This is a genomic window from Maritalea porphyrae (genome assembly GCF_027213965.1).
Taxonomy (GTDB): Bacteria; Pseudomonadota; Alphaproteobacteria; order Rhizobiales; family Devosiaceae; genus Maritalea; species Maritalea porphyrae_A.
The window spans coordinates 578,774-598,448 of the sequence record NZ_JAPWGX010000001.1 but is presented as its reverse complement, the minus strand read 5'-3'; the positions used below and the strand labels follow the sequence as shown (position 1 = coordinate 598,448).

At 50.4% G+C, this 19,675-nt stretch carries 21 protein-coding genes and 1 pseudogene; 9 read left to right on the top strand and 13 right to left on the bottom strand.

The genetic code is table 11. The features are described 5' to 3' along the window. Nucleotides 1–2: 2 nt before the first annotated feature. Genes rnhA through ispH form a run of 3 tightly spaced genes read right to left on the bottom strand, consistent with a single transcriptional unit; the run spans nt 3 to nt 1,911 of the window. Complete coding sequence (gene rnhA, locus O4H47_RS03170; protein WP_269392484.1) at nt 3–443, bottom strand: ribonuclease HI; 441 nt, start codon at nt 441–443, stop codon at nt 3–5. Beyond that, nucleotides 436–957, bottom strand: a complete 522-nt coding sequence (locus O4H47_RS03165) for a GNAT family N-acetyltransferase (protein ID WP_269392483.1) — start codon at nt 955–957, stop codon at nt 436–438. Before O4H47_RS03165 ends, rnhA begins: the two co-directional genes overlap by 8 nt. Then, entirely contained in the window at nt 958–1,911 is a 954-nt protein-coding gene (gene ispH / locus O4H47_RS03160) for a 4-hydroxy-3-methylbut-2-enyl diphosphate reductase (RefSeq protein WP_269392482.1), read from the bottom strand. 106 nt (nt 1,912–2,017) lie between these two features. Here ispH and O4H47_RS03155 point away from each other — a divergent pair, with 106 nt between their 5' ends. Continuing rightward, entirely contained in the window at nt 2,018–4,315 is a 2,298-nt protein-coding gene (locus tag O4H47_RS03155) for a putative PEP-binding protein (RefSeq protein WP_269392481.1), read from the top strand. 819 nt (nt 4,316–5,134) lie between these two features. After that, nucleotides 5,135–5,518, top strand: a pseudogene (locus tag O4H47_RS03150) (cell wall hydrolase); the annotation flags it as partial. Nucleotides 5,519–5,527: 9 nt separating this feature from the next. Here O4H47_RS03150 and O4H47_RS03145 read toward each other — a convergent pair. From O4H47_RS03145 to O4H47_RS03135, 3 genes are all read right to left on the bottom strand, one after another. Next, on the bottom strand, nt 5,528–6,064 hold the full coding sequence (locus tag O4H47_RS03145; RefSeq protein ID WP_269392480.1) for a hypothetical protein: 537 nt from the start codon (nt 6,062–6,064) through the stop codon (nt 5,528–5,530). A gap of 118 nt (nt 6,065–6,182) precedes the next feature. Next, nucleotides 6,183–6,794: an HD family hydrolase gene (locus O4H47_RS03140; RefSeq protein WP_269392479.1), complete on the bottom strand. Its 612-nt coding sequence runs from the start codon at nt 6,792–6,794 to the stop codon at nt 6,183–6,185. Between the two features lie 23 nt (nt 6,795–6,817). Beyond that, nucleotides 6,818–7,615, bottom strand: a complete 798-nt coding sequence (locus tag O4H47_RS03135; protein WP_269392478.1) for a YgfZ/GcvT domain-containing protein — start codon at nt 7,613–7,615, stop codon at nt 6,818–6,820. 88 nt (nt 7,616–7,703) lie between these two features. On the opposite strand from O4H47_RS03135, the gene O4H47_RS03130 reads away from it, so the two are divergent. Next, the gene (locus O4H47_RS03130) at nt 7,704–9,035 is read left to right on the top strand and encodes a dihydroorotase (protein ID WP_269392477.1); all 1,332 of its coding nucleotides are present in this window, start codon (nt 7,704–7,706) and stop codon (nt 9,033–9,035) included. Here the strand turns inward: O4H47_RS03130 and O4H47_RS03125 are convergent. From O4H47_RS03125 to O4H47_RS03100, 6 genes are all read right to left on the bottom strand, one after another. Beyond that, nucleotides 9,032–9,712, bottom strand: coding sequence for a hypothetical protein (locus O4H47_RS03125; protein ID WP_269392476.1), 681 nt, complete (start codon nt 9,710–9,712; stop codon nt 9,032–9,034). The two genes, O4H47_RS03130 and O4H47_RS03125, sit on opposite strands and share 4 nt — an antisense overlap. A gap of 59 nt (nt 9,713–9,771) precedes the next feature. After that, nucleotides 9,772–10,032 carry a hypothetical protein gene (locus O4H47_RS03120; protein ID WP_269392475.1) on the bottom strand — a complete coding sequence of 87 codons (261 nt, stop codon included), beginning with the start codon at nt 10,030–10,032 and terminating at the stop codon, nt 9,772–9,774. 92 nt (nt 10,033–10,124) lie between these two features. Beyond that, nucleotides 10,125–10,460 carry a TIGR02301 family protein gene (locus O4H47_RS03115; protein WP_269392474.1) on the bottom strand — a complete coding sequence of 112 codons (336 nt, stop codon included), beginning with the start codon at nt 10,458–10,460 and terminating at the stop codon, nt 10,125–10,127. Nucleotides 10,461–10,567: 107 nt separating this feature from the next. Further along, nucleotides 10,568–11,581, bottom strand: coding sequence for a DUF3179 domain-containing protein (locus tag O4H47_RS03110; protein ID WP_269392473.1), 1,014 nt, complete (start codon nt 11,579–11,581; stop codon nt 10,568–10,570). A gap of 89 nt (nt 11,582–11,670) precedes the next feature. Then, entirely contained in the window at nt 11,671–12,081 is a 411-nt protein-coding gene (locus tag O4H47_RS03105; RefSeq protein WP_269392472.1) for an NUDIX hydrolase, read from the bottom strand. After that, on the bottom strand, nt 12,078–12,509 hold the full coding sequence (locus O4H47_RS03100; RefSeq protein ID WP_269392471.1) for an Lrp/AsnC family transcriptional regulator: 432 nt from the start codon (nt 12,507–12,509) through the stop codon (nt 12,078–12,080). The genes O4H47_RS03105 and O4H47_RS03100 overlap by 4 nt, the downstream gene beginning before the upstream one ends. A 117-nt stretch (nt 12,510–12,626) precedes the next feature. On the opposite strand from O4H47_RS03100, the gene O4H47_RS03095 reads away from it, so the two are divergent. Further along, on the top strand, nt 12,627–13,523 hold the full coding sequence (locus O4H47_RS03095; RefSeq protein ID WP_269392470.1) for a DMT family transporter: 897 nt from the start codon (nt 12,627–12,629) through the stop codon (nt 13,521–13,523). A gap of 70 nt (nt 13,524–13,593) precedes the next feature. After that, nucleotides 13,594–14,334, top strand: a complete 741-nt coding sequence (locus O4H47_RS03090; protein WP_269392469.1) for an SOS response-associated peptidase — start codon at nt 13,594–13,596, stop codon at nt 14,332–14,334. On the opposite strand, the gene O4H47_RS03085 is transcribed toward O4H47_RS03090, so the two are convergent. Next, nucleotides 14,331–15,749 carry an FAD-binding oxidoreductase gene (locus O4H47_RS03085; RefSeq protein WP_269392468.1) on the bottom strand — a complete coding sequence of 473 codons (1,419 nt, stop codon included), beginning with the start codon at nt 15,747–15,749 and terminating at the stop codon, nt 14,331–14,333. The genes O4H47_RS03090 and O4H47_RS03085 overlap by 4 nt on opposite strands. 107 nt (nt 15,750–15,856) lie before the next feature. Here O4H47_RS03085 and O4H47_RS03080 point away from each other — a divergent pair, with 107 nt between their 5' ends. The 4 genes from O4H47_RS03080 to ribB all read left to right on the top strand — a co-directional run bounded on the left by O4H47_RS03080 (nt 15,857) and on the right by ribB (nt 19,627). After that, complete coding sequence (locus O4H47_RS03080; protein ID WP_269392467.1) at nt 15,857–16,657, top strand: enoyl-ACP reductase FabI; 801 nt, start codon at nt 15,857–15,859, stop codon at nt 16,655–16,657. 47 nt (nt 16,658–16,704) lie between these two features. Beyond that, nucleotides 16,705–17,319: a histidine phosphatase family protein gene (locus O4H47_RS03075; RefSeq protein ID WP_269392466.1), complete on the top strand. Its 615-nt coding sequence runs from the start codon at nt 16,705–16,707 to the stop codon at nt 17,317–17,319. A 108-nt stretch (nt 17,320–17,427) separates the two neighbouring features. Beyond that, the gene (aroC, locus tag O4H47_RS03070) at nt 17,428–18,537 is read left to right on the top strand and encodes a chorismate synthase (RefSeq protein ID WP_269392465.1); all 1,110 of its coding nucleotides are present in this window, start codon (nt 17,428–17,430) and stop codon (nt 18,535–18,537) included. Next, on the top strand, nt 18,530–19,627 hold the full coding sequence (gene ribB, locus O4H47_RS03065) for a 3,4-dihydroxy-2-butanone-4-phosphate synthase (protein WP_269392464.1): 1,098 nt from the start codon (nt 18,530–18,532) through the stop codon (nt 19,625–19,627). Before aroC ends, ribB begins: the two co-directional genes overlap by 8 nt. Nucleotides 19,628–19,675: the final 48 nt, after the last annotated feature.

The window sequence follows — 19,675 nt, the reverse complement described above, 5'->3', positions numbered from 1 at the left end:
CACTAAGACTTAAACGGTGCCATGCCCCTGTTGGCCAATTCATCTGCCCGCTCATTGCCTTCGTGCCCGGCGTGGCCCTTTACCCAATGAAACTCGATTTTATGTCGCTCAAGTGCTGAGTCAAGTAAACGCCACAAATCCTCGTTTTTAACCGGTTTTTTAGCTGCAGTTTTCCAGCCGTTGCGCTTCCAATTGTGCATCCAGCCGGTCACGCCGCCTTTGACGTATTGGCTGTCCGTATAAAGGTCGATCTCGCATGAACGCTTCAAAGCGTTGAGTGATTCAATAGCCGCCAACAACTCCATGCGGTTGTTTGTGGTCAGTGCTTCTCCACCACACAGTTCTTTTTCCGTACCGTTAAAACGCAAAAGCGCGCCCCAGCCACCAGGGCCCGGATTGCCCGAACATGCACCATCTGTGAAAATTGAAACCCGCTCAGCCATGCCATTGTTCTTTTGTCAGTTTGTGGAAGCTGAGTTCTTTACCTGAGTCGTCGACGTCTGTGTGCGTAAACTGCATGCCAATTTTTTTAAGAATATGCACGGAGGCCAAATTCTGAGTGAAGGCATAGCCGATAAAGGATTGGTGATCAGTGGCGCGAAATATCCAATCGCGTAGCGCAAATGCAGCTTCTTGAGCGTATCCTTTACCCCATTCCGCATGTGATATCGCGTAGCCGATTTCAGGTTCGCCTTCCTCTAGGCCAAATCCCGCCCGGCCAATAAATGCCCCATCTGACTTGCGCATTACGCGAAACTTGCACCAACCATATTTCTCAAACTCATCCGCCCAGACACCCATGCGCCTTTTGGCGTCTGCTTCATCTTCAATGCGACCCGAGAGGTGTTGGGTGACCGCTAAATCGCGGTGCAAAGCAATAACATCACCAATTTGGCTTGGTGACCACGTGCTGAACGCCAACCGTTCTGATTGCAAAATCAGTTGCGGGTGGCCCATTTAGGCAATCCGAAGTTCACGGGGTACATTGAAAGCTATGTTTTCTGTCGCAGTGACTTTTACCGATACCGTAATTTCAAACCGTTCGCCGAACGCGGCGATGATTTCGTCAACCAATTCTTCGGGCGCCGAGGCACCAGCAGTAATGCCCAAAGATTTAATGCCCTCAAACAGTTCCCATTTGATCTCGCTTGCGCGCTGCACGAGCATTGACTTTGAACAGCCACCACGATCAGCAACCTCAACCAGGCGCATAGAGTTGGAAGAGTTTGGCGCGCCCACCACAATCATGGCGTCAACTAAGGGCGCAACTACTTTTACCGCTTCTTGCCGATTGGTCGTCGCGTAGCAAATATCTTCTTTGTGCGGTGCTGCAATTTCGGGAAATCTCTGGCGCAAAGCTGCAACAATTGCTGCCGTATCATCAAGCGACAGAGTGGTTTGTGTCACAAACGCTAGTTTTTGATCACTCTTTGGGGTGAAGCTAGCGACGTCTTCAACTGTTTCAATCAAGCTTATTGCGCCGTCTGGCAATTGGCCCATTGTGCCAACAACTTCTGGATGTCCTTGGTGGCCAATCAGAATAATCTCGTAACCAGCTTCAAAATGGCGCTGGGCCTCCACATGTACTTTGGAAACAAGAGGGCAGGTAGCGTCCAAGTAGAACATATTGCGGTGCTTGGCTTGTGCGGGAACGCTTTTGGCCACGCCGTGCGCGGAGAAGATTACAGGTGCATCCGTATCTGGAATCTCCTCTAATTCTTCAACAAATATAGCTCCTTTTGCCTTTAGGCCGTCGACCACATATTTGTTGTGCACAATCTCGTGGCGCACATAAACGGGCGCACCGTATTTTTGCAGCGCGAGCTCGACTATTTGAATTGCACGATCAACACCAGCGCAAAAACCGCGTGGTGCACAAAGTAATATTTCCAAAGAACTTTTTTTTGCCATAGATGTGAGATGCTTTGTTCTAGAACCGGTGTCAAGTTTGTTGCACTTTACGGCGACACTAAGTCATACTAAACAGAATCTGTTACGCAATCTAGGTCGAGCTGTAGTGTCTCTTACCATTTCCCAACAAATGTTCGCGATCGCACCGGCGAACGAACGCCCGCTTTTGTCGCGAGAACAAGAGCGATTGGTGGTGGGAAAAGCGGCATGGGTTTTTGCAATGGCCAAATCGGGCCAAAGGGTTTGCCCAACCATTTGCATCACACGCCAAGCCTGGGAAGCAGTTAAGGAAGCAAAGCCGGGTAGTTCGCTGCACACCAGCTGGATTGCTGCGCTATTTAAGCTCGTCCCAAAAGGCGAGGAGCCGCCAAAGCTTGTTGTGCGCACCGCAGCGCAAACTCATATGGCCGGCTTGGCCAGGGTACGGGGCAAAGTCGACGCGCCAAAACGCGAAAGCGAAGCCGCAGACCCTTCAAAGCCATTGGCGCGCGCGATTGACCGTGCATTTGAGTCGTATCTGCATGGCACACCCGTCTGGACAATCGATACGGGGCGCGACCTTTCCAAAGAACAAATCGTTCTCGTGCAAGCAGCAACGGAGCAAAAACCGTTCTCAATTCTTACGCGTGATTTAAGCACCGGTGAGCTTGGTCCGGTCAAACTACATGGTCAATCAGAGCTGCCTCAGTTCGCAAATCCAGTTACCGCCCGTCGCTTTTGCCGCAAAATGGACGGTTTGGCCGGCGCACATATGGTGTGTTTGGTGGTCGAAGAAAACGGGGAACTGGTATTTTTGTCTGCACGCCCTGTGCAGGCAAGTATTTCAGCAAACCTTGAAGCTGCGATTGATCGAGTGAATAGCGGGGACTGGACACCACGAAAAGCGGTGTCTGAAATCGACCCCGCTCAATTGCCCCAAATTTTGCACCCGCGCCTAACGGGCAAAAAACGTGTTGCCGCATTGGCGAATGGCCTGGGCGTTTCCCCCGGGGCGGCAAGTGGAGCGATTGTGTTTTCGTCCGAAGATGCATCACGCTATCGCGCACGCGGCAAAGACTGCATTTTGGTGAGTGTAGAAACAGGTCCCTCAGATATAGAAGGCATGCAAGCCGCAGCTGGCATATTGACGGCACGCGGCGGTATTACCAGCCATGCAGCCGTGATTGCCCGGGTCACGGGTAAGCCGTGCGTTGCCAGCGTGCGCAGTTTGTCGATTGATCCTTTGCACACCAAAGTAAGCTTAGGTGAGCGAGAATTCCTTGCTGGCGCTGAGATTACAATTGATGGCAGCACCGGCGAGGTTTACGCTGGTGCCTTGCCCCTTAGCCAGCCAAAAATTGGCGGTGCGCTTAGTACCCTGCTTGATTGGGCAGACGGCAGCCGCACGATTCATGTGCGCACCAACGTGGAAACAGAAGAAGCGGCGAAAATTGCACTTTCGTTTGGGGCTGAAGGTATAGGTTTGGCGCGCTCTGAGCATATGTTCTTTTCAACTGAGCGTATGGTGGCTTTGCGCCGGATGATTTTTTCACAGAATGACCGCGACCGCAAACAAGCGCTGGACGGTTTGGTAGAATATCAGGCTGATGATTACGCGCGACTATTTTCAACGATGGAAGGCCTGCCGATCACAGTTCGGCTTTTTGATCCGCCGTTGCATGAGTTCTTGCCCCGCAGTGAAGAAGAGCTCGAGGATACCGCAGCGTCCTTGGGGTTGGAAACAGAGCGGTTACGCAACCGCTTGGAGCGCATGGCGGAAGTGAACCCGATGCTTGGGCACCGTGGCTGCCGACTGGCCATTTCTCACCCTGAAATATTGGATATGCAAATCCGTGCACTTGTCGCTGGGGCACGGGCCGCAATTGAGGCGCATGATATTCCGGTCAATTTGGAAATTATGGTGCCATTTGTTTCCTCTGCGCGGGAAGTAAATTGGGTGCGCACAAAAATTCTGCAGCTCATGGAGCGGTTGGGCGTCAGTCAATCAGAGAGCTTTAAGTTTTCAATTGGCACAATGATCGAACTGCCCCGTGCAGCATTGCGTGCCTATGATATTGCCAAGCATGTGGATTTCTTTTCCTTTGGAACCAACGATCTGACGCAAACAACGTTTGGTATTTCACGCGATGACGCGCCTGCCTTTTTAGCGACCTATCAGCGGCGTGGACTATATGATGCTGATCCCTTTGTAACAATTGACAAAAAGGGCGTTGGCGAATTGATCAAAATCGCTATTCAGCGCGGCAAAGAAGCCAACCCAGACCTAAAAATTGGCATTTGCGGCGAACATGCGGGCGACCCTGAAAGCTTGAAATTCTTTGCTGGATTGAACGTTGATTACGTCAGCTGCTCACCCTACCGATTGCCCATCGCTCGGCTTGCACTGGCGCAATCACAAAGCTGACGCGATTAACCTACCATAAAATTGCCACTAAACGACCACAGCGCTGCCCGCCTGTCGTCTAACTGTGCCCTTAACTGGCGTTTACTCCCCATAAACCAAGATTTGAGACAATAGCGGGGTCGGCATGTGTTTAGTCGATTGAGTAGCATCGAGTTGAGTATGAGTATTTATCTGGCCGCCCGGCTGCAACAGGCCCGGCGAAAGAAGGCTAGCGCCTTTAAGCGCTTTTGCGCTTTATCTAGTTTTGCCATGACGACCACGGCCGCGCTAGTGGTGTGGCCTTACCACGTCAACACAGATCTCGCTGTCACCATGGCCGACATTGCTGCGCCAGTTGTTGAGGCTGCCGCACCGCCAACGGGCTATGCGGCCATGTTTGGCCAGAGCATATTTGCAAGTGCGGCAGAAGGAACTTCTCCCGCAACGCCAAGCGGCCCTTCCGCTGTTGAGATTGTGAAAAGCTTCGACCAGCTTCGATTTGCGATGCTTGAATCGCAAACCAAAATCGAAAAATCGCTGCGCGTAGATCCTGTTCAAGTCGCTGCGATTGCACCAAAGACTGCGAGTAGCCAACCCCGTAAACGGGCCGAACAAGCATTTGGTGTAGCTGCGCAACCAATGCCAGACGTCGCCGCGCTTGGCGCAATTGAAGCGCTTAGTGGTGGGCAAGAAATTCGTGATGTGCGCGACCCATCTCTGCCCTATCCATTGTCTGTGCCCACAAAACTTGCCTATGCGCGCGACAATGCGCCTGACCTAAAAGACTTTACGCCTACGCTTACCCAAGCATCAATGGATGCAACTAAAAAGCAACATTGGTGCATGGCAACAGCCATTTACTTTGAAGCGCGTGGAGAAAGCTATCGGGGGCAGGTGGCAGTAGCGCAAGTGGTGCGAAATCGTGTTAAGCACAAAGCATATCCAAATTCAATTTGCTCTGTGGTGTTCCAAAACCAAAGTTGGAAGAACCGTTGCCAGTTCTCGTTTGCATGCGATGGCGTTCCGGAAAGGGTGAATGAACAAGCAGCGTGGAAGCAGGCAAAAGAAATCGCCACCAAAGTTATTCAAGGCGATATTTATTTGCCAAATGTCGCCAATGCGACCCACTACCACGCCAATTATGTGAATCCAAAGTGGGCACCAAAGCTCAAGAAGCTAACCCAAGTCGGCGTGCACATTTTCTATCGATTTAAGAAAGGATGATGCGCGTCGCTATTTGCAGCCGATATAGCTGCCAAGAGATTCGCACCCTTCTTTGTCGCTCACGGCAAAGTCGTCTAAACCCTGGATGAATTTGAGGAGCTCGCGGCCCTGCAGTTTGCTTAAGATTATCACAGCGCCATCGACAAAGCGTGAAGGTGTGATTTCTTCGACGTGAATTCCGGGATAAAGCACATTGCGTGATTGCATGCCGTCGGTTGAATAAGTGCCGGTCGACGTGGTGGCAATATTCACATTAAAAACGCGCCCCGCGCTGATTTTTTTGACTGTCGCGGAAGAAATGGGTTCAAGATCCACATAATCCTCAGTAGTGACGCTATAAACTTTGCGATCAATGCGCACCAGATTGTTCAGGTCAATTCCACTATGTAGTTGGGTCGTGCTGACTTTTGCCGCATCAAGAATGTTGGCCGCAAATGCAGGCTTGGCGAACTTAATGCCACTTTCCGCCAAAAAGACGCCAGAAACTGCTGCCAGCACAAGCGCGAGCGGCATCATATTTGTTTTATTGCGAATGGAGCCAAACATATCAAATCCTTAAGAAACAGTATGCCTTAAGGATTTATCAACCAACCCCCCCAATCGTCAAAGCAATGCTTAACATAGGGTTAATTTGCGTCTCATATTGAGACATGTGAATGTGTTGTTATTTGATCGGTCCTAGAATGCTGGTGAAAACAGCAACAAATTGTTCGTGTGCCACGTGGATTGGCCAAGGGCGGATGAGCTGGTCAAAATCGGGCAAGTCAAAGCTCGCCAAAGAGGGTTCGCCAAAAATCTTGCGGGCTTCCGCTGGTTCAAATCCGGCAAGGTTGACCGCTTCGAAATAGGCAGCTTCTTTGTCCGCCTTTTTAATCAGCTTCGTTGTAGCAGTTGGTGCTTTGGCAGCGAGCGAAAAGCGCACGTGAATGGCAGACAGTAAGCGATCTTCTAGGTCCTTATATTGCCCACCCATCGCCGCTTTGAGTGGCGAAATAATGTCACCCATTACATACTCTGGTGCATCATGGAGTAGCGCATATAATCGTCCGCTGCCGTCCATTTCAGGTTTGCCTGCAAGGGCCAAATGCATAACCAAAACCGAATGCTGAGCCACTGAAAAAGCGTAGTCGCCGTTGGTTTGTCCATTCCAACGTGCCACCCGCGCAAGGCCATGAGCGATGTCGCTCAACTCCACATCCAAAGGAGATGGGTCCAATAAATCTAGCCTACGGCCCGACAACATCCGTTGCCAAGCTCGTTGTGGTGCGCGTGCCATGTTAAATCCAGCGATTGTTGCGTTCAAGAATCGCTAAAAAGGTAACTTGCCCACGCAGGCACCGCAAGCTGAACTGGTTGCTGATTGATGGTACATGCATCTGGATCCGAAACCTTATCGAGTCGCACGAGTGCAATGCCGTTTTTCCCTGCGCAAGAGGTGATGCTGCCCACCGACTTGTCATCCAAAACCACGCTGTCGCCTGTGTTTAAACTTGCGCCAGTCACCATAACAGGGCGTTTACGTGCAGTGCCGCGATGCTGCATGCGCGATACAACCTCTTGCCCGATGTAACATCCCTTTTTAAAGTCCACGCCGCCAAGTTGGTCCATGCCAATGTCGTGTGGGAACAAGCCATTGGCTTCGAAATCACCGCCCATTTCCATTATTGAATTGGAAATTCGTTGGTGATGATAGGATTGTTGATCGACAGACCAACTCGTGCTGTCACTGCTATAAAGACGATATCCCATGCTCGGACGTGCATCTTCGACTGTCAGTTCGCTGTTCTCGCCTGTCCAGCCCACAGATAGATCTTCACGTGGAGTGATCGTTACGTCGGCCCGCATTTTATATAAACGCATGCGTTTCGTGAAATTCTCCAACTCGGAAATTGGAATATCAAGCAAAAAGCCATCATCGGTTTCCGAAATAAGCCCCTCAACCAAAATCTTGCCTTGCGGTGCCAATAAGGCGAACCAACGTGCTTTGCCCTCTAGCGGCGTTGAAAGGTTGCAGGTGAGGGTGTCATGCAACAGTTTTTGCGCATCTGTACCTGAGATTTGAACCGCACAACGATCCAATTTGATAATTTTTCCCATCAATCGCTCCGTTTGCCTTGCTCTTGCCTTTAGCATCGCGTTACACCCCAATAACAGATCCATATCAGCTTCTTTGGGACGTACCAGCATGAATGCCAAATTTGACACTATTTTTCTTAACGGAACTATTGCCAATCACAATGGCGTCACCAAAGGCGATGTTGGTGTGATAAATGGCAAAATTGCTGAAATTGGTAATTTGAATGGGCGTGAAGCAAAAGAAACAGTTGATTGCACCGGTCTTCATGTATTGCCCGGCGTGATCGACACCCAAGTGCATTTCCGGGAGCCAGGTCTTGAACACAAAGAAGACCTTGAATCCGGCTCATTGGCAGCCGTAATGGGCGGCGTAACGGGTGTGTTTGAAATGCCCAACACCAACCCGCTCACCATCGACAAAGCGACTTTCGAAGATAAGATTAAGCGCGCCAAACACCGCATGCATTGCGATTTCGCGTTCTTTATTGGCGGTACCCATGAAAATGTGGATCAATTGCCCGAATTGGAAAAACTGCCCGGTTGTGCTGGAGTGAAAGTCTTTATGGGGTCGTCAACCGGCTCGCTTTTGGTTGAAGATGATGATGGCGTTGAAAATATCCTGCGCGCGATTTCGCGCCGTGCCGCTTTCCACTCAGAAGATGAACCACGCCTTGAATCGCGTAAGCATTTGCAAGTTGAAGGTGACCCAAGAAGCCACCCTGTATGGCGTGATGTGGAAGCCGCAGTCAAATGCACAAAACGCTTGTTGGCTCTATCGAAAAAAACAGGCAAACGCATTCACGTGCTGCATATTTCAACAGCCGACGAAATGGCGCTTTTGGCTGAGCACAAAGACCTAGTGAGTGTTGAAGTCACGCCCCACCACCTCACGCTTGACGAAACAGCTTACGACAAACTTGGCTCCTATGTGCAAATGAACCCTCCTGTGCGCGATGCACATCACCGTGCGGGCATTTGGGACGGTGTGGACGCTGGCATCGCGGACATTTTGGGTTCCGATCATGCGCCGCATACCAAGGAAGAAAAAGATCAACCTTACCCGAAATCTCCTTCAGGGATGACAGGTGTGCAAACGTTGGTGCCGGTAATGCTGGATCATGTGAATAAGGGCAAAATGACTCTGGAACGTTTTGTTGATATGACCAGCCATGGCCCAAATCGCCTATTCCAAATCGCGGGTAAAGGCCGCATTGCAGTTGGTTATGATGCTGATTTGACCATCGTTGACTTAAGTCGCAAGCAAGTTATCGACAACAGCTGGATCGCGTCTAAGCCGGGCTGGACCCCATATGATGGTGTTGAAGTGCAAGGCTGGCCAGTTGGCACGATTTTGCGCGGCCATAAAGTCATGTGGGAAGGCGAATTGGTTGCCGCGCACAAGGGCGAACCAATTCTTTTCGCTGAATCGCTGGCGACTTAATCGCCAGCCACAAAATAGCGCCACTCACCATTCGCATCGATGCCCACCCGGAAGAAATACCAGCCACCAAACAGCTGCATTTCTTCCAAATCTTGATGGCTAACGATTTTGTAAACGTCGATCAGTTCGCTTGGGCTGAGGTTTTCGAGATTGTTTGTGGCATAAGCGGGCCAAACATAAATCTCTGGTTCGCCGTTTTCCATTGGCATGATCGAGTAGGGCGCTTCCATCAATTCGATCATGATGGCCAATAGTTCGCGGCCTTCACCATCGTTCGACGATTCGCGCAAGAAATCTATTGGGTCTGCGACATCACCAAATGAAACAACCGGCACGTTTGTTTGTCGTTTCAAAATGGCACGTAACATCTCCGTATCGCCAGATTTCGCAGCCGCCATCAATTCTTCGCGTGTTGTTGCAACCGCTGCAGGCAGATTGGCCAGGTCGCGATGGATATCTAGATTCAGATAACCCTGACGGTCTTCACGTTCGGGCGCGTCGGGCAAAACAATGCGCTCTTCCGCGCCAAATTGCTCACCCTCGACCGCGTCACCCGACTCGGGAGCAACAACAGGCGATGTCGAATAGGCAAGTGTGGCAGAACACGAAAGCGCAAACACTGAAAACGCGGCTATCAATGCGATTGGACGAACAGACTTCAACTTAAAGAATGACATCGACTCTCCCTTTGCGCATTCGCTTTAGTTTGGCACAAAGAGAGAGGATTGGGCAGTGATTATTGAATTGTCCGGTCAACAGTATATTCGCCTTGAATCACTTTGTCCGGAATGCGCTTCATCAATTCAGAAATTGCGGTTTCGCCATATAACTCAACAAGCGTTGCAAGGCCTGCAAATAGCGCTGCGTGCGCCAGTGCCTCGGTTTTCACCTCTTCGCCCTCGGCATTGCGCCAGGCCTCAGCTAAATATTGAAGGGCGCGTTTTCGCGCTTCGTCCTCGCGCTCAAAAAGCGCATGACTATTCTCGTGGTGAAACATAAATCGGTTACTCCTGACTAGTGAGGTGTAACATGCGTTCTTGAGTTGGTAACCACAGAAATGATCAAAAGGTTAACGGGCAGGGGAAAACTTTATTCAGCGAAGCGTGTGTGTATGTTTTTGGCAATTGCGGCCCCTTCAGCAATGAACCGCTTCGTGGCCAATTGCGCATTTGGCGTGCATCGCACATGCATTCGATTGAAGTCATAATATCCACTATTGAAAGCTGCGGTCAGCCGGGCACGGCGGTCTTCGTCAACTTCTTCTAAGTCTAACAATTCGGCAAACTCATCTCGCCAATTGTTTCCAGAGTTTAGGCACAGAGCATCGAGGTGATAAAGCGCGCCCATGATTGTTGCAAATCGTTGCAGGTCTTGCTGGTAAGGCGGGTCAACCGCGTGCGCACCAATTGTCGATGTAAACATCATGACAACTGCAACGATTGTGTTTTTGAAACTGAACGCTCTCACGGCTCACCCTTGTGGTATCCCTAGTCACTTGTGCCAGAGGAAATGGGCAATCTCAAGCCATCAATCTACTGGATGATCTCAAGGTCGGGCAAAAACGCCCGTGCTGCAAAGGCGAACGTAATCTCATGCACGACCGGGTTCCCGTTTTCATCGACAACTTTGATGTTGCCAACGTCGCGTCCACGAGAAATCTGGACTGTATCTAAGGCCGAAGCTTGGCCCGCACTCCAGCTAAAGTACAAGCCATCTTTCTCAAATTTGCCATCTTTGCTCAATTTCGGCAAAGCAATAGCAAATGGTTTTTCTCCTTGAACAAGGATGACACGCACCATTCCGTTGATGTCCTCGGGCATCTCCCCACGGAATAAAAATGGTTTGAAAGTGCTGTCATACCCAGCATATGGGTTGCGACCCAATTGGGAAATCCGGCGCGGATCAGGCAACAGCATTTGCCCTTCGGGGTATTCTTGTTTGAACAAATCAAGGCTCATCAAGCGCGAGGGGTAGGCTTTGAGTTTTTTACCCGCATGAATGCCTGCCAATGCATTGCCGTCAAATTGCTGCCACCAACTCTGGGTGGTTCTATCATACATGATCAAATCTGAATTGCGTAGCTTGCCAGAGGTGCCGAACGTCGCAACCTCACCTTCGATCTTGCGATCGAAAACAATCGATGTATTGCACAAAGGGCAAAATGTAACTGCAACCGGTACATTGCCCACGAAGTCATTGACGATTTCGTGCCACATCATAATGCGCAGCGGGTAGGCGCGGGCATCGCCATTGATCTCGAAGCCAATAACAGGCTCGTTACCCGGAATGATGATGTTGTTGGAAACCTCTTCAAATTGGGGATCGTCAATCGAGGGGATATTATCGCGTCCAATTACATCGGTCACATCCCAAAATGGAATTGTCGCGCGCGAAAAGTCGGTTGACCAACCCTCGGACAGCCAATGCCCAGGCGTTTCCTGTTTGGCATAAAGAGTAGTTTCCTGCCCTGTTGCTGACTGACCAGCAAACCCGCCCGCGCCAATAGCCATAACCGCTAGAATTCGTGCAAACCGTCTCATCAACATCTGTTTCTCCTCGTTGTCGCATCGTGCAACAAACAGAAACGCGCGACAATTCAAGCATGGTCACGCTTGTGTGATGAAACTGAAAGACGTTATTTGAGTAGATTGAGCGATTCCCAGGCGGCCTGCACTGAGACGTCCAAATTCGGCGTAGTGTGGCAATTGCCGAGGTCTTGCACACGAATAACCGCCGTTGCGTCCGCATCGTCAAGCGCCACAGCGTGATCAATATCAGCATAGCCGGCAAAAACGTGCAGTTCATGTCGTGGAACATCAAAGTTTAGAGTGTGCACGAAATGAAGTTGCTCAGCGACCAAGTTGGTTTCTTCCATCAGCTCACGCTTGATCGCGTCAAGCAGTTCTTCACCGGGTTCAACCTTGCCGCCCGGCAAGCTCCATAGACCTTTGAAAGGTGGATTGGAACGCTCGACCAGCAAAACCCTATCCCCGTTAAACAGGGCAGCACTTACAGCTTGTGTGGGTTCGCCAGACGTAGGGCTCATAATGGGGGCAATCGCTTCTTTACTGGTGATGCTTTGACTATTGAAGTGTTAGTTTGAGCATGTTCTGAGATTCTATCAAGGATCAAATCAAGTTGCTCGATAGATTTTAGGTACAGCTTGCACACAAAGCAGTCGTCCCCTGTGACTTTGTCACATTCCACAATCTCCGCAGTATCCACAATAAGCTTTTGCACCATCTGCAGTTTTCCCGGCATGGGGTTGATGCGAACAATGGCGCGTAATGGATAACCTAACTGAGCGTGATCCACGCGCAATGTGTAGCCACCGATAGCCCCTTTTTCTTCCAGTCGTTTAAGCCGTTCAGATGTGCTAGGGGAAGATAAACCTACCGCTGCCGCAAGGGATTTGAGTGGCGTCTTTGAATCATTATGTAGTATTTCGACAATTCTGCGATCTTTATCATCCATTTAGGTGTTTCCTGATTTTTGCCTAATCTGTTCGTATTAAAAGTGACGATGGACCTAATACAGTATATTTTCAAGTGCGAGGCGTTGCCATAATCTGACGGCAACAAAGGAAGTGTTATGAAAAACTCAACAATAGGCACCATCGAAATGGTTGCGGCCATGCTTATCTCGGGCACCATTGGCTATTTCGTGGTGATGTCAGAATTGCCCATCCTTAACGTCGTTTGGTTCCGTTGCCTTTTGGGCGCAGTCACACTTTTCGTCATTTGTTGGATGCTCGGCTTCTTCAAACGCGAGAATTTCACAAAACGGGTATTGTTGCTTGGCACCATTAGTGGCGTCACCGTCGTAACAAATTGGGTTCTATTGTTCTCAGCCTTCTCAAAGGCTTCCATTACCATCGCGACGGTTACCTATCACACTCAACCTTTTATGCTTGTCGCTTTGGGCGCAATTTTCCTATCCGAAAAGATTACGCTCAACAAAGTCATGTGGCTGCTGATGGCATTTGTTGGCATGATTTTGGTCGTGCAGGCCCGTCAAAGCGGCGAGGGTGGCAGCACCGACTATCTGCTTGGCATCGCCATGTCGCTGGGGGCGGCTTTCCTTTATGCAGTCACCGTTATTTTGGTGAAACAACTAAAGGGTACACCGCCCCATTTGGTTGCCCTAATGCATGTTACGGTCGGCTCAATCGTGCTTGCGCCATTGGCAAATTGGGCCATTCAGCCCGAAACAACTGTGCAATGGACCAGCGTATTGGCACTTGGCATATTGTGCACGACCATCATGTACATCATCATGTATGACGCATTCCAAAAACTATCGACATCGCTCACCGGTGCGCTATCATTCGTCTACCCAGTTGCAGCAATTGTTGTGGACTATTTTGCCTTTGAACGTCAGCTAACGATTGGTCAGTGGATCGGATCAGCAGCCATTTTGTTTGCGGCTTGCGCTATGACACTTGGGTGGAAACTGCCTTGGTTCAAACCCGCAACACATGTTGGTTGAATGATCTTGGCTTGAATTTGCGCCCAGTTTCCCGCACCATGTTTTTTCACAAAACAAGCAGTTGGATCATATGTGCGGGCGACTAGACCTCAACGATACACGCGTTGAAATCAATAGGGTTTTCAAAACCAAGGGCGGGATTCCGTTTCCGCCACGCTACAATATTGCACCAACGCAGCCCGTGCTGACTATCGCGAACATGCCAGCGGGACGAGACGCGGTGCTGATGCGCTGGGGATTAGTTCCTCATTGGGTGAAAGATCCCCGCGAGTTTTCGGTTTTGATCAATGCGCGCGTCGAAACCATCTTGGAAAAGCCAGCGTTTAAATCCTCTATCAAAAACCAACGCTGTGTCGTGCCAGCAAGTGGCTATTACGAGTGGTTGCGCGAGGGCGGTGAAAAACAGCCCTTCCATATTTCAAAGGCCGACGGGCAAATGCTGGCGTTGGCAGGCATTTATTCTACTTGGGAGGGGCCAAACGGCGAAGAAATCGACTCGATGGCAATCTTGACTCAAGAGGCAACGGGCAGTCTGGCCAAAATTCACCACCGCACGCCGGTGCACTTGGACGACGAACAAATGGACTTGTGGCTGGACAATAAAAGTGTCACCGCGAAAGAAGCACTAACGCTGGTAAAGCCGCTCGATAAGGTGGGGATGAAAACCTATCCAGTGTCCAAAAAAGTGAATAATGCGCGTAATGAGGGCGAGGAGCTGATCGAGCCGATTAAGCTTGAGCCAAAGGTCGAAAAAGTTGAAAACGAAGTTTCGACAACCAAGCCATCTGACGGGCAAATGGACTTGTTTTAGTTTCGCCTAACCAAGACTTTCCCCGGGTTGAGAATGCCTTTTGGATCAAGTGCTTGTTTGATCGCATACATCATTTCTAACGCAACAGGATCCTTCTTTTGTTGCAACAAAGCAGCTTTCATTTGACCAATACCATGCTCGGCAGAAATTGAGCCGCCCAAATCATCGACAATTTCGTACATAGCTTCATGCAGTGCTGCCGCATGGGCCCGTAGGTTGCCTTTGGGCATATTCAGGGGCGCCAAGAAATCATAATGGATATTCCCGTCTCCCATATGGCCAAACGCAAACGATCGAATGCCGGGAATGACTTTTTCAGCAACCAAGTCACACCGTTTTACGAGTTCGGGAATATCTTTCACGGGCACAGAGATGTCGTGCTTGATGCCTTCCGCTTCTCGAGTTTGGCACTCTGCAAAGTGCTCACGCATGAGCCACATCATCTTGCGGTCAGCAAGTGAGCTGCAAACTGATGCATCGCTAATCAGTTCGGCTTCAAATAGCGCTTCAAGCATCACCAGCAGCGCGCCCGGTTCTTCGCCATCGAATAGGGAAAACTCTATCAGCACATGCCAAGGGCTATCGCTGGCACGTGGATCGCGGGCGGCCAAACCGTGTTTGAGTTGTAAGTCGATGCCAAGCGTTGGTAGCAACTCGAACGAAGTGACTTTGTTGCCAGATTTACGGCGGACCATTTCAAGCACTTCAACACCGGCCTGCGGATCTTTGATATTCAACAGCGCCGTTTCAAATGTGGTCGGGCGCGGAAACAGTTTGAGTGATGCAGCGGTTATGATCCCAAGCGTTCCCTCAGCGCCCACCAATAGGTCTTTCAGGTCATAGCCAGTATTGTCCTTGCGCAATTTGGAAAGACCATTGTAAAGCCGCCCATCTGCCAAAACCGCTTCGACGCCTAGGCAAAGGTCGCGCGAATTGCCGTAAGCCAACACTGCGGTTCCGCCCGCGTTTGTCGATAGGATGCCACCGATTTGACATGTGCCCTCCGACCCCAATGAAAGCGGGAACAGCCGGTTCTGCTTCTGAGCAATTTCTTGAGCTTCCAAAACGGTAGCGCCTGCCTCAACAATCATGACATTGGATGCAGGATCAACATCTCGCACAGCTTTTAGCTTTTTCACAGAAAGAATAACTTCACCGCCGTCCAGTGGAACTTGGCCGCCAACAAGGCCGGTATTACCACCCTGTGGGATCACTGAGACGCTGTTCTCGTTTGCCCATGCCATCACCTTCTGCACGGCTTCAACACTCGTTGGTGTGAGCACAAGCGAAGGCTGCTTGCTATAAAGTCGGCGCCATTCCTCTGCATAGGGCGCAATGTCTTTTGATTCGCTAATGACGTTCGATGCGCCGATCAAGTCGGTGAGGGCCTCAAGCATAGCATTTGGTGCGGTCATAAGAATTCAACATCATCTTTTGGGGGAACAATCGTTGGGAAAACTTGCCCGTTTCGTCTGCCTGTGTCAAAACCCAATTCAAGATTATTTAATTGCGGAGTGCATTTATGACTGACGGCAACCTGATGCAAGGCAAACGTGGTGTGATCATGGGCGTGGCGAACAATCGCTCAATCGCCTGGGGCATTGCAAAAGCTGCAGCCAGCCAAGGCGCTGAGTTGGCGTTCACATACCAAGGTGAGGCGCTCAAACGTCGCGTTGACCCGCTTGCAGCCGAAGTTGGCTCCGATTTGGTTGTTGAATGTGATGTCACAAACCCAGAGGCACTAGATAAAGCCTTTGCTGATATTGAAGCAAAATGGGGCAAAATCGACTTCTTGGTGCATGCCATTGCATTCGCTGACAAAGCCGCGCTTGAAGGTCGTTATATCGACACAACTGTTGAGCAATTCAAACACTCAATGGAAATTTCAGCCTATTCGCTCGTCGCCGTTGCCAAGCGTGCACACGGATTGATGAAAGACGGCGGATCGATTTTGACGCTTTCCTATTATGGTGCGGAAAAAGTCATCCCGAACTACAATCTGATGGGTGTTGCAAAAGCGGCGCTTGAAGCATCTGTTCGTTATTTGGCCGCAGACCTTGGTCCTGAAGGCATTCGAGTGAATGGTATTTCAGCCGGCGCAATTAAAACACTTGCAGCGTCCGGGATCGGCGATTTCCGCAAAATGCTGGCTTATGGAGAGGCTAACTCACCTCTTCGCCGCAATGTTTCCACTGATGAAGTTGGCAATGCGGGCATGTATTTGCTTTCGGACCTCTCGTCAGGTGTAACCGGTGAAATTCACTATGTGGATTCCGGTTACAACGTAATGGGCATGTCTGTTCTGAAAAAAGAAGACGAATAGAAGGCTGCCCACTCGGGCAGTTAACTCCGTTAAATATTTGGTGTTTTATGTCTAGTGACCAGTGGCCGCTCCTCTATTTTATTCGCCACGGACAAACCGATTGGAACAAGGAACAAAGGTTCCAAGGCCAACGCGATATTCCGTTGAATGAACATGGACGGGCGCAAGCTGATCAAAACGGTTTGACTTTGCGCGCGACCTTGGATCAACACCAAATCGATCCGAACGAATTGGATTGGTTCTGCTCGCCTTTGGGGCGGACGCGCGAAACGATGGATCGCGTTCGCAAGGGCTTTGAACAGCCTTTGCCGGAGGTCGTTTTTGATGACCGCTTGGTTGAAATCTCATTTGGCGATTTCGAGGGCATTCTGCTTTCAGAAATTGAACGCGATCACCCAAACGATTTTGCGACGCGAAACAAAAGCAAATGGAACCACTTGCCACCCAATGGTGAAAACTATGACATGCTAGTTGAACGACTTGATGCATTCCGTGCAGAGCGATTGACAAAACCAAGTATTGTGGTTGCCCACGGTGGTGTGGCGCGTGCGCTGCGACGACTTTTAACAGGTCTGTCGGGTGCTGATCTTGACCAGTGGATGCCACAGCAAGACAAAGTTATGCGCTTTAAAGATGGTGAAATAGAGTTCTTCGGTTCTTAGCAATTGCAACTTAGGTTGAACGCCCTTAGCCGAAGCGCGCTTGACCAAATGTGCGCCGAACCCTAGAACCATTGCACCTAAGTCAAAACCAGCATTTTCGGGCGTTTAATGTCACACAATTCATTCGGACACTTATTTCGGTTCACTACATGGGGCGAAAGCCACGGACCCGCTCTGGGCGTGGTCATAGATGGCTGTCCTTCTGGCTTGAAGATCGACGCTGAAACCATCCAACTTGACCTTGATCGCCGCAAACCGGGGCAGTCAAAATACACCACCCAGCGCCGTGAAGCTGATCAAGTTAAAATACTATCCGGTGTATTTGAAGATGATCGCACGAACGGTCAGCGCACGACTGGCACGCCAATTTCGCTGATGATCGAAAACACGGACCAACGATCGAAAGACTATGGTGATATTCGCGATAAATATCGCCCCGGCCACGCCGATTTCACCTATCACCAAAAATATGGCATTCGAGACTATCGCGGCGGCGGACGTTCTTCAGCGCGAGAGACAGCAGCGCGGGTAGCAGCCGGAGCAGTTGCAAAGTTAGTTGTGCCGGATGTTAGAATCCGAGCTTCGCTTGTGCAGGTTGGTCCACACAAGATCGACTATTCGCGCTTTGACTGGGATGAAGTAAACAACAACCCATTCTTTTGCGCTGACCCAGTCGCTGCCAAAGAATGGGCGACATATCTTGATGGAATCCGTAAAGAAGGCTCGTCAGTCGGCGCCGTTATTGAAGTGGTCGCAGAAAATGTGCCTGTCGGCTTAGGTGCCCCAGTTTATGGTAAGCTGGATCAGGACTTGGCTTCAGCCATGATGTCCATAAACGCTGTCAAAGCGGTTGAGATCGGCGCAGGCTTTGAAGCGGCTGAACTAACAGGCGTTGAAAACGCAGACGAAATGCGGGCAGGGCAGGAACGCCCCTATTTTCTCTCCAACCACGCTGGCGGAATTTTGGGCGGTATTTCAAATGGCGATCCGGTGGTCGTGCGCTTTGCCGTTAAGCCGACCTCATCAATTCTTGTTTCCCGTCAGACCGTAGATGAGAAAAATCAAAACGCAGACATCATCACCAAAGGCCGGCACGACCCATGCGTGGGTATTCGTGCTGTTCCCGTTGGTGAAGCGATGATGGCGCTGGTGTTGGCAGATCACTTGCTGCGCCACCGCGCTCAAACAGGTAGAGAAGGTGGCATTGGCCATGAATGAGTTAGATCAACGCGTGGAAGCAGCAATCGCTGCCATTGCTGCTGGTGAAATGGTTGTTGTGACCGACGATGACGATCGAGAAAATGAAGGTGATTTGGTGATGGCAGCCGCTGCTGCAACGCCAGAAAAGATGGCCTTCATCATCCGCAATACTTGCGGCATCGTTTGCGCGCCAGTCACCGTCGAGATTGCGCAAAAGCTGCATCTTGACCCGATGGTCGCCAGCAACAACGCACCGCTTGGCACCGCCTTCACCATCACCGTTGATGTGAAACACGGCACCACTACCGGCATTTCCGCCGAAGACCGCACCGCGACGGTTCGAGCGCTCGCAAATGACAACATTGGTGCAAATGACTTTGCACGTCCTGGGCATGTGTTTCCTCTTGTGGCCAAAAAAGGTGGCGTACTTTTACGCTCCGGTCACACCGAAGCTGCAGTTGACTTATGCCGTTTGGCAAACCAGCCTGAAGTGGGTGTGATCTGCGAATTGGTCAACGATGATGGCACCGTGAAGCGCGGCGATCAGGTCAAGGCATTTGCCGACGAGCATCATTTGGTTTTGGTTTCAGTCGCCGATTTGATCGCCTATCGCCAGCGTCGCGAAAAACTTGTCGGCCGTGTTGCAACATTTCCAATTGATACGGTTGGCGGCCGCGCCACCGCTTTTGCATACCGCACGCCATTTGATCGGGTTGAGCATTTGGCCGTGGTTTTTGGTGATGTGGAATCTGGCGAGGATATTCCAGTACGCTTCCAACGTGAGAATATTCTCACCGACGTTTTTGGAGATTCTGAAGCGCTGAACAGCGCGGTCAAAGAATTGGCCGATGGTGAAAATGGCATTTTAGTTTACCTGCGCGAAGGTTCAACTGGCGTTGCCTCATCTTCAGCTAAAAACCAACGCGAGGACGAAGAGCATACCAGTGCGCTAGATCGCGAAGAAGAGTGGCGTGAGATTGGTCTTGGTGCACAAATCTTGAAAGACTTGGGCGTGCGTTCAATCAAGCTGCAAGCGACGAAAAATCGCCATTATGTGGGCTTGGATGGCTTTGGACTGAAGATTTCAGAAATCAAGATAAGTGATTAATTAGAATCACTAATTTGAGATAGTTCATTTTGAATCTGAAGTTTAGCT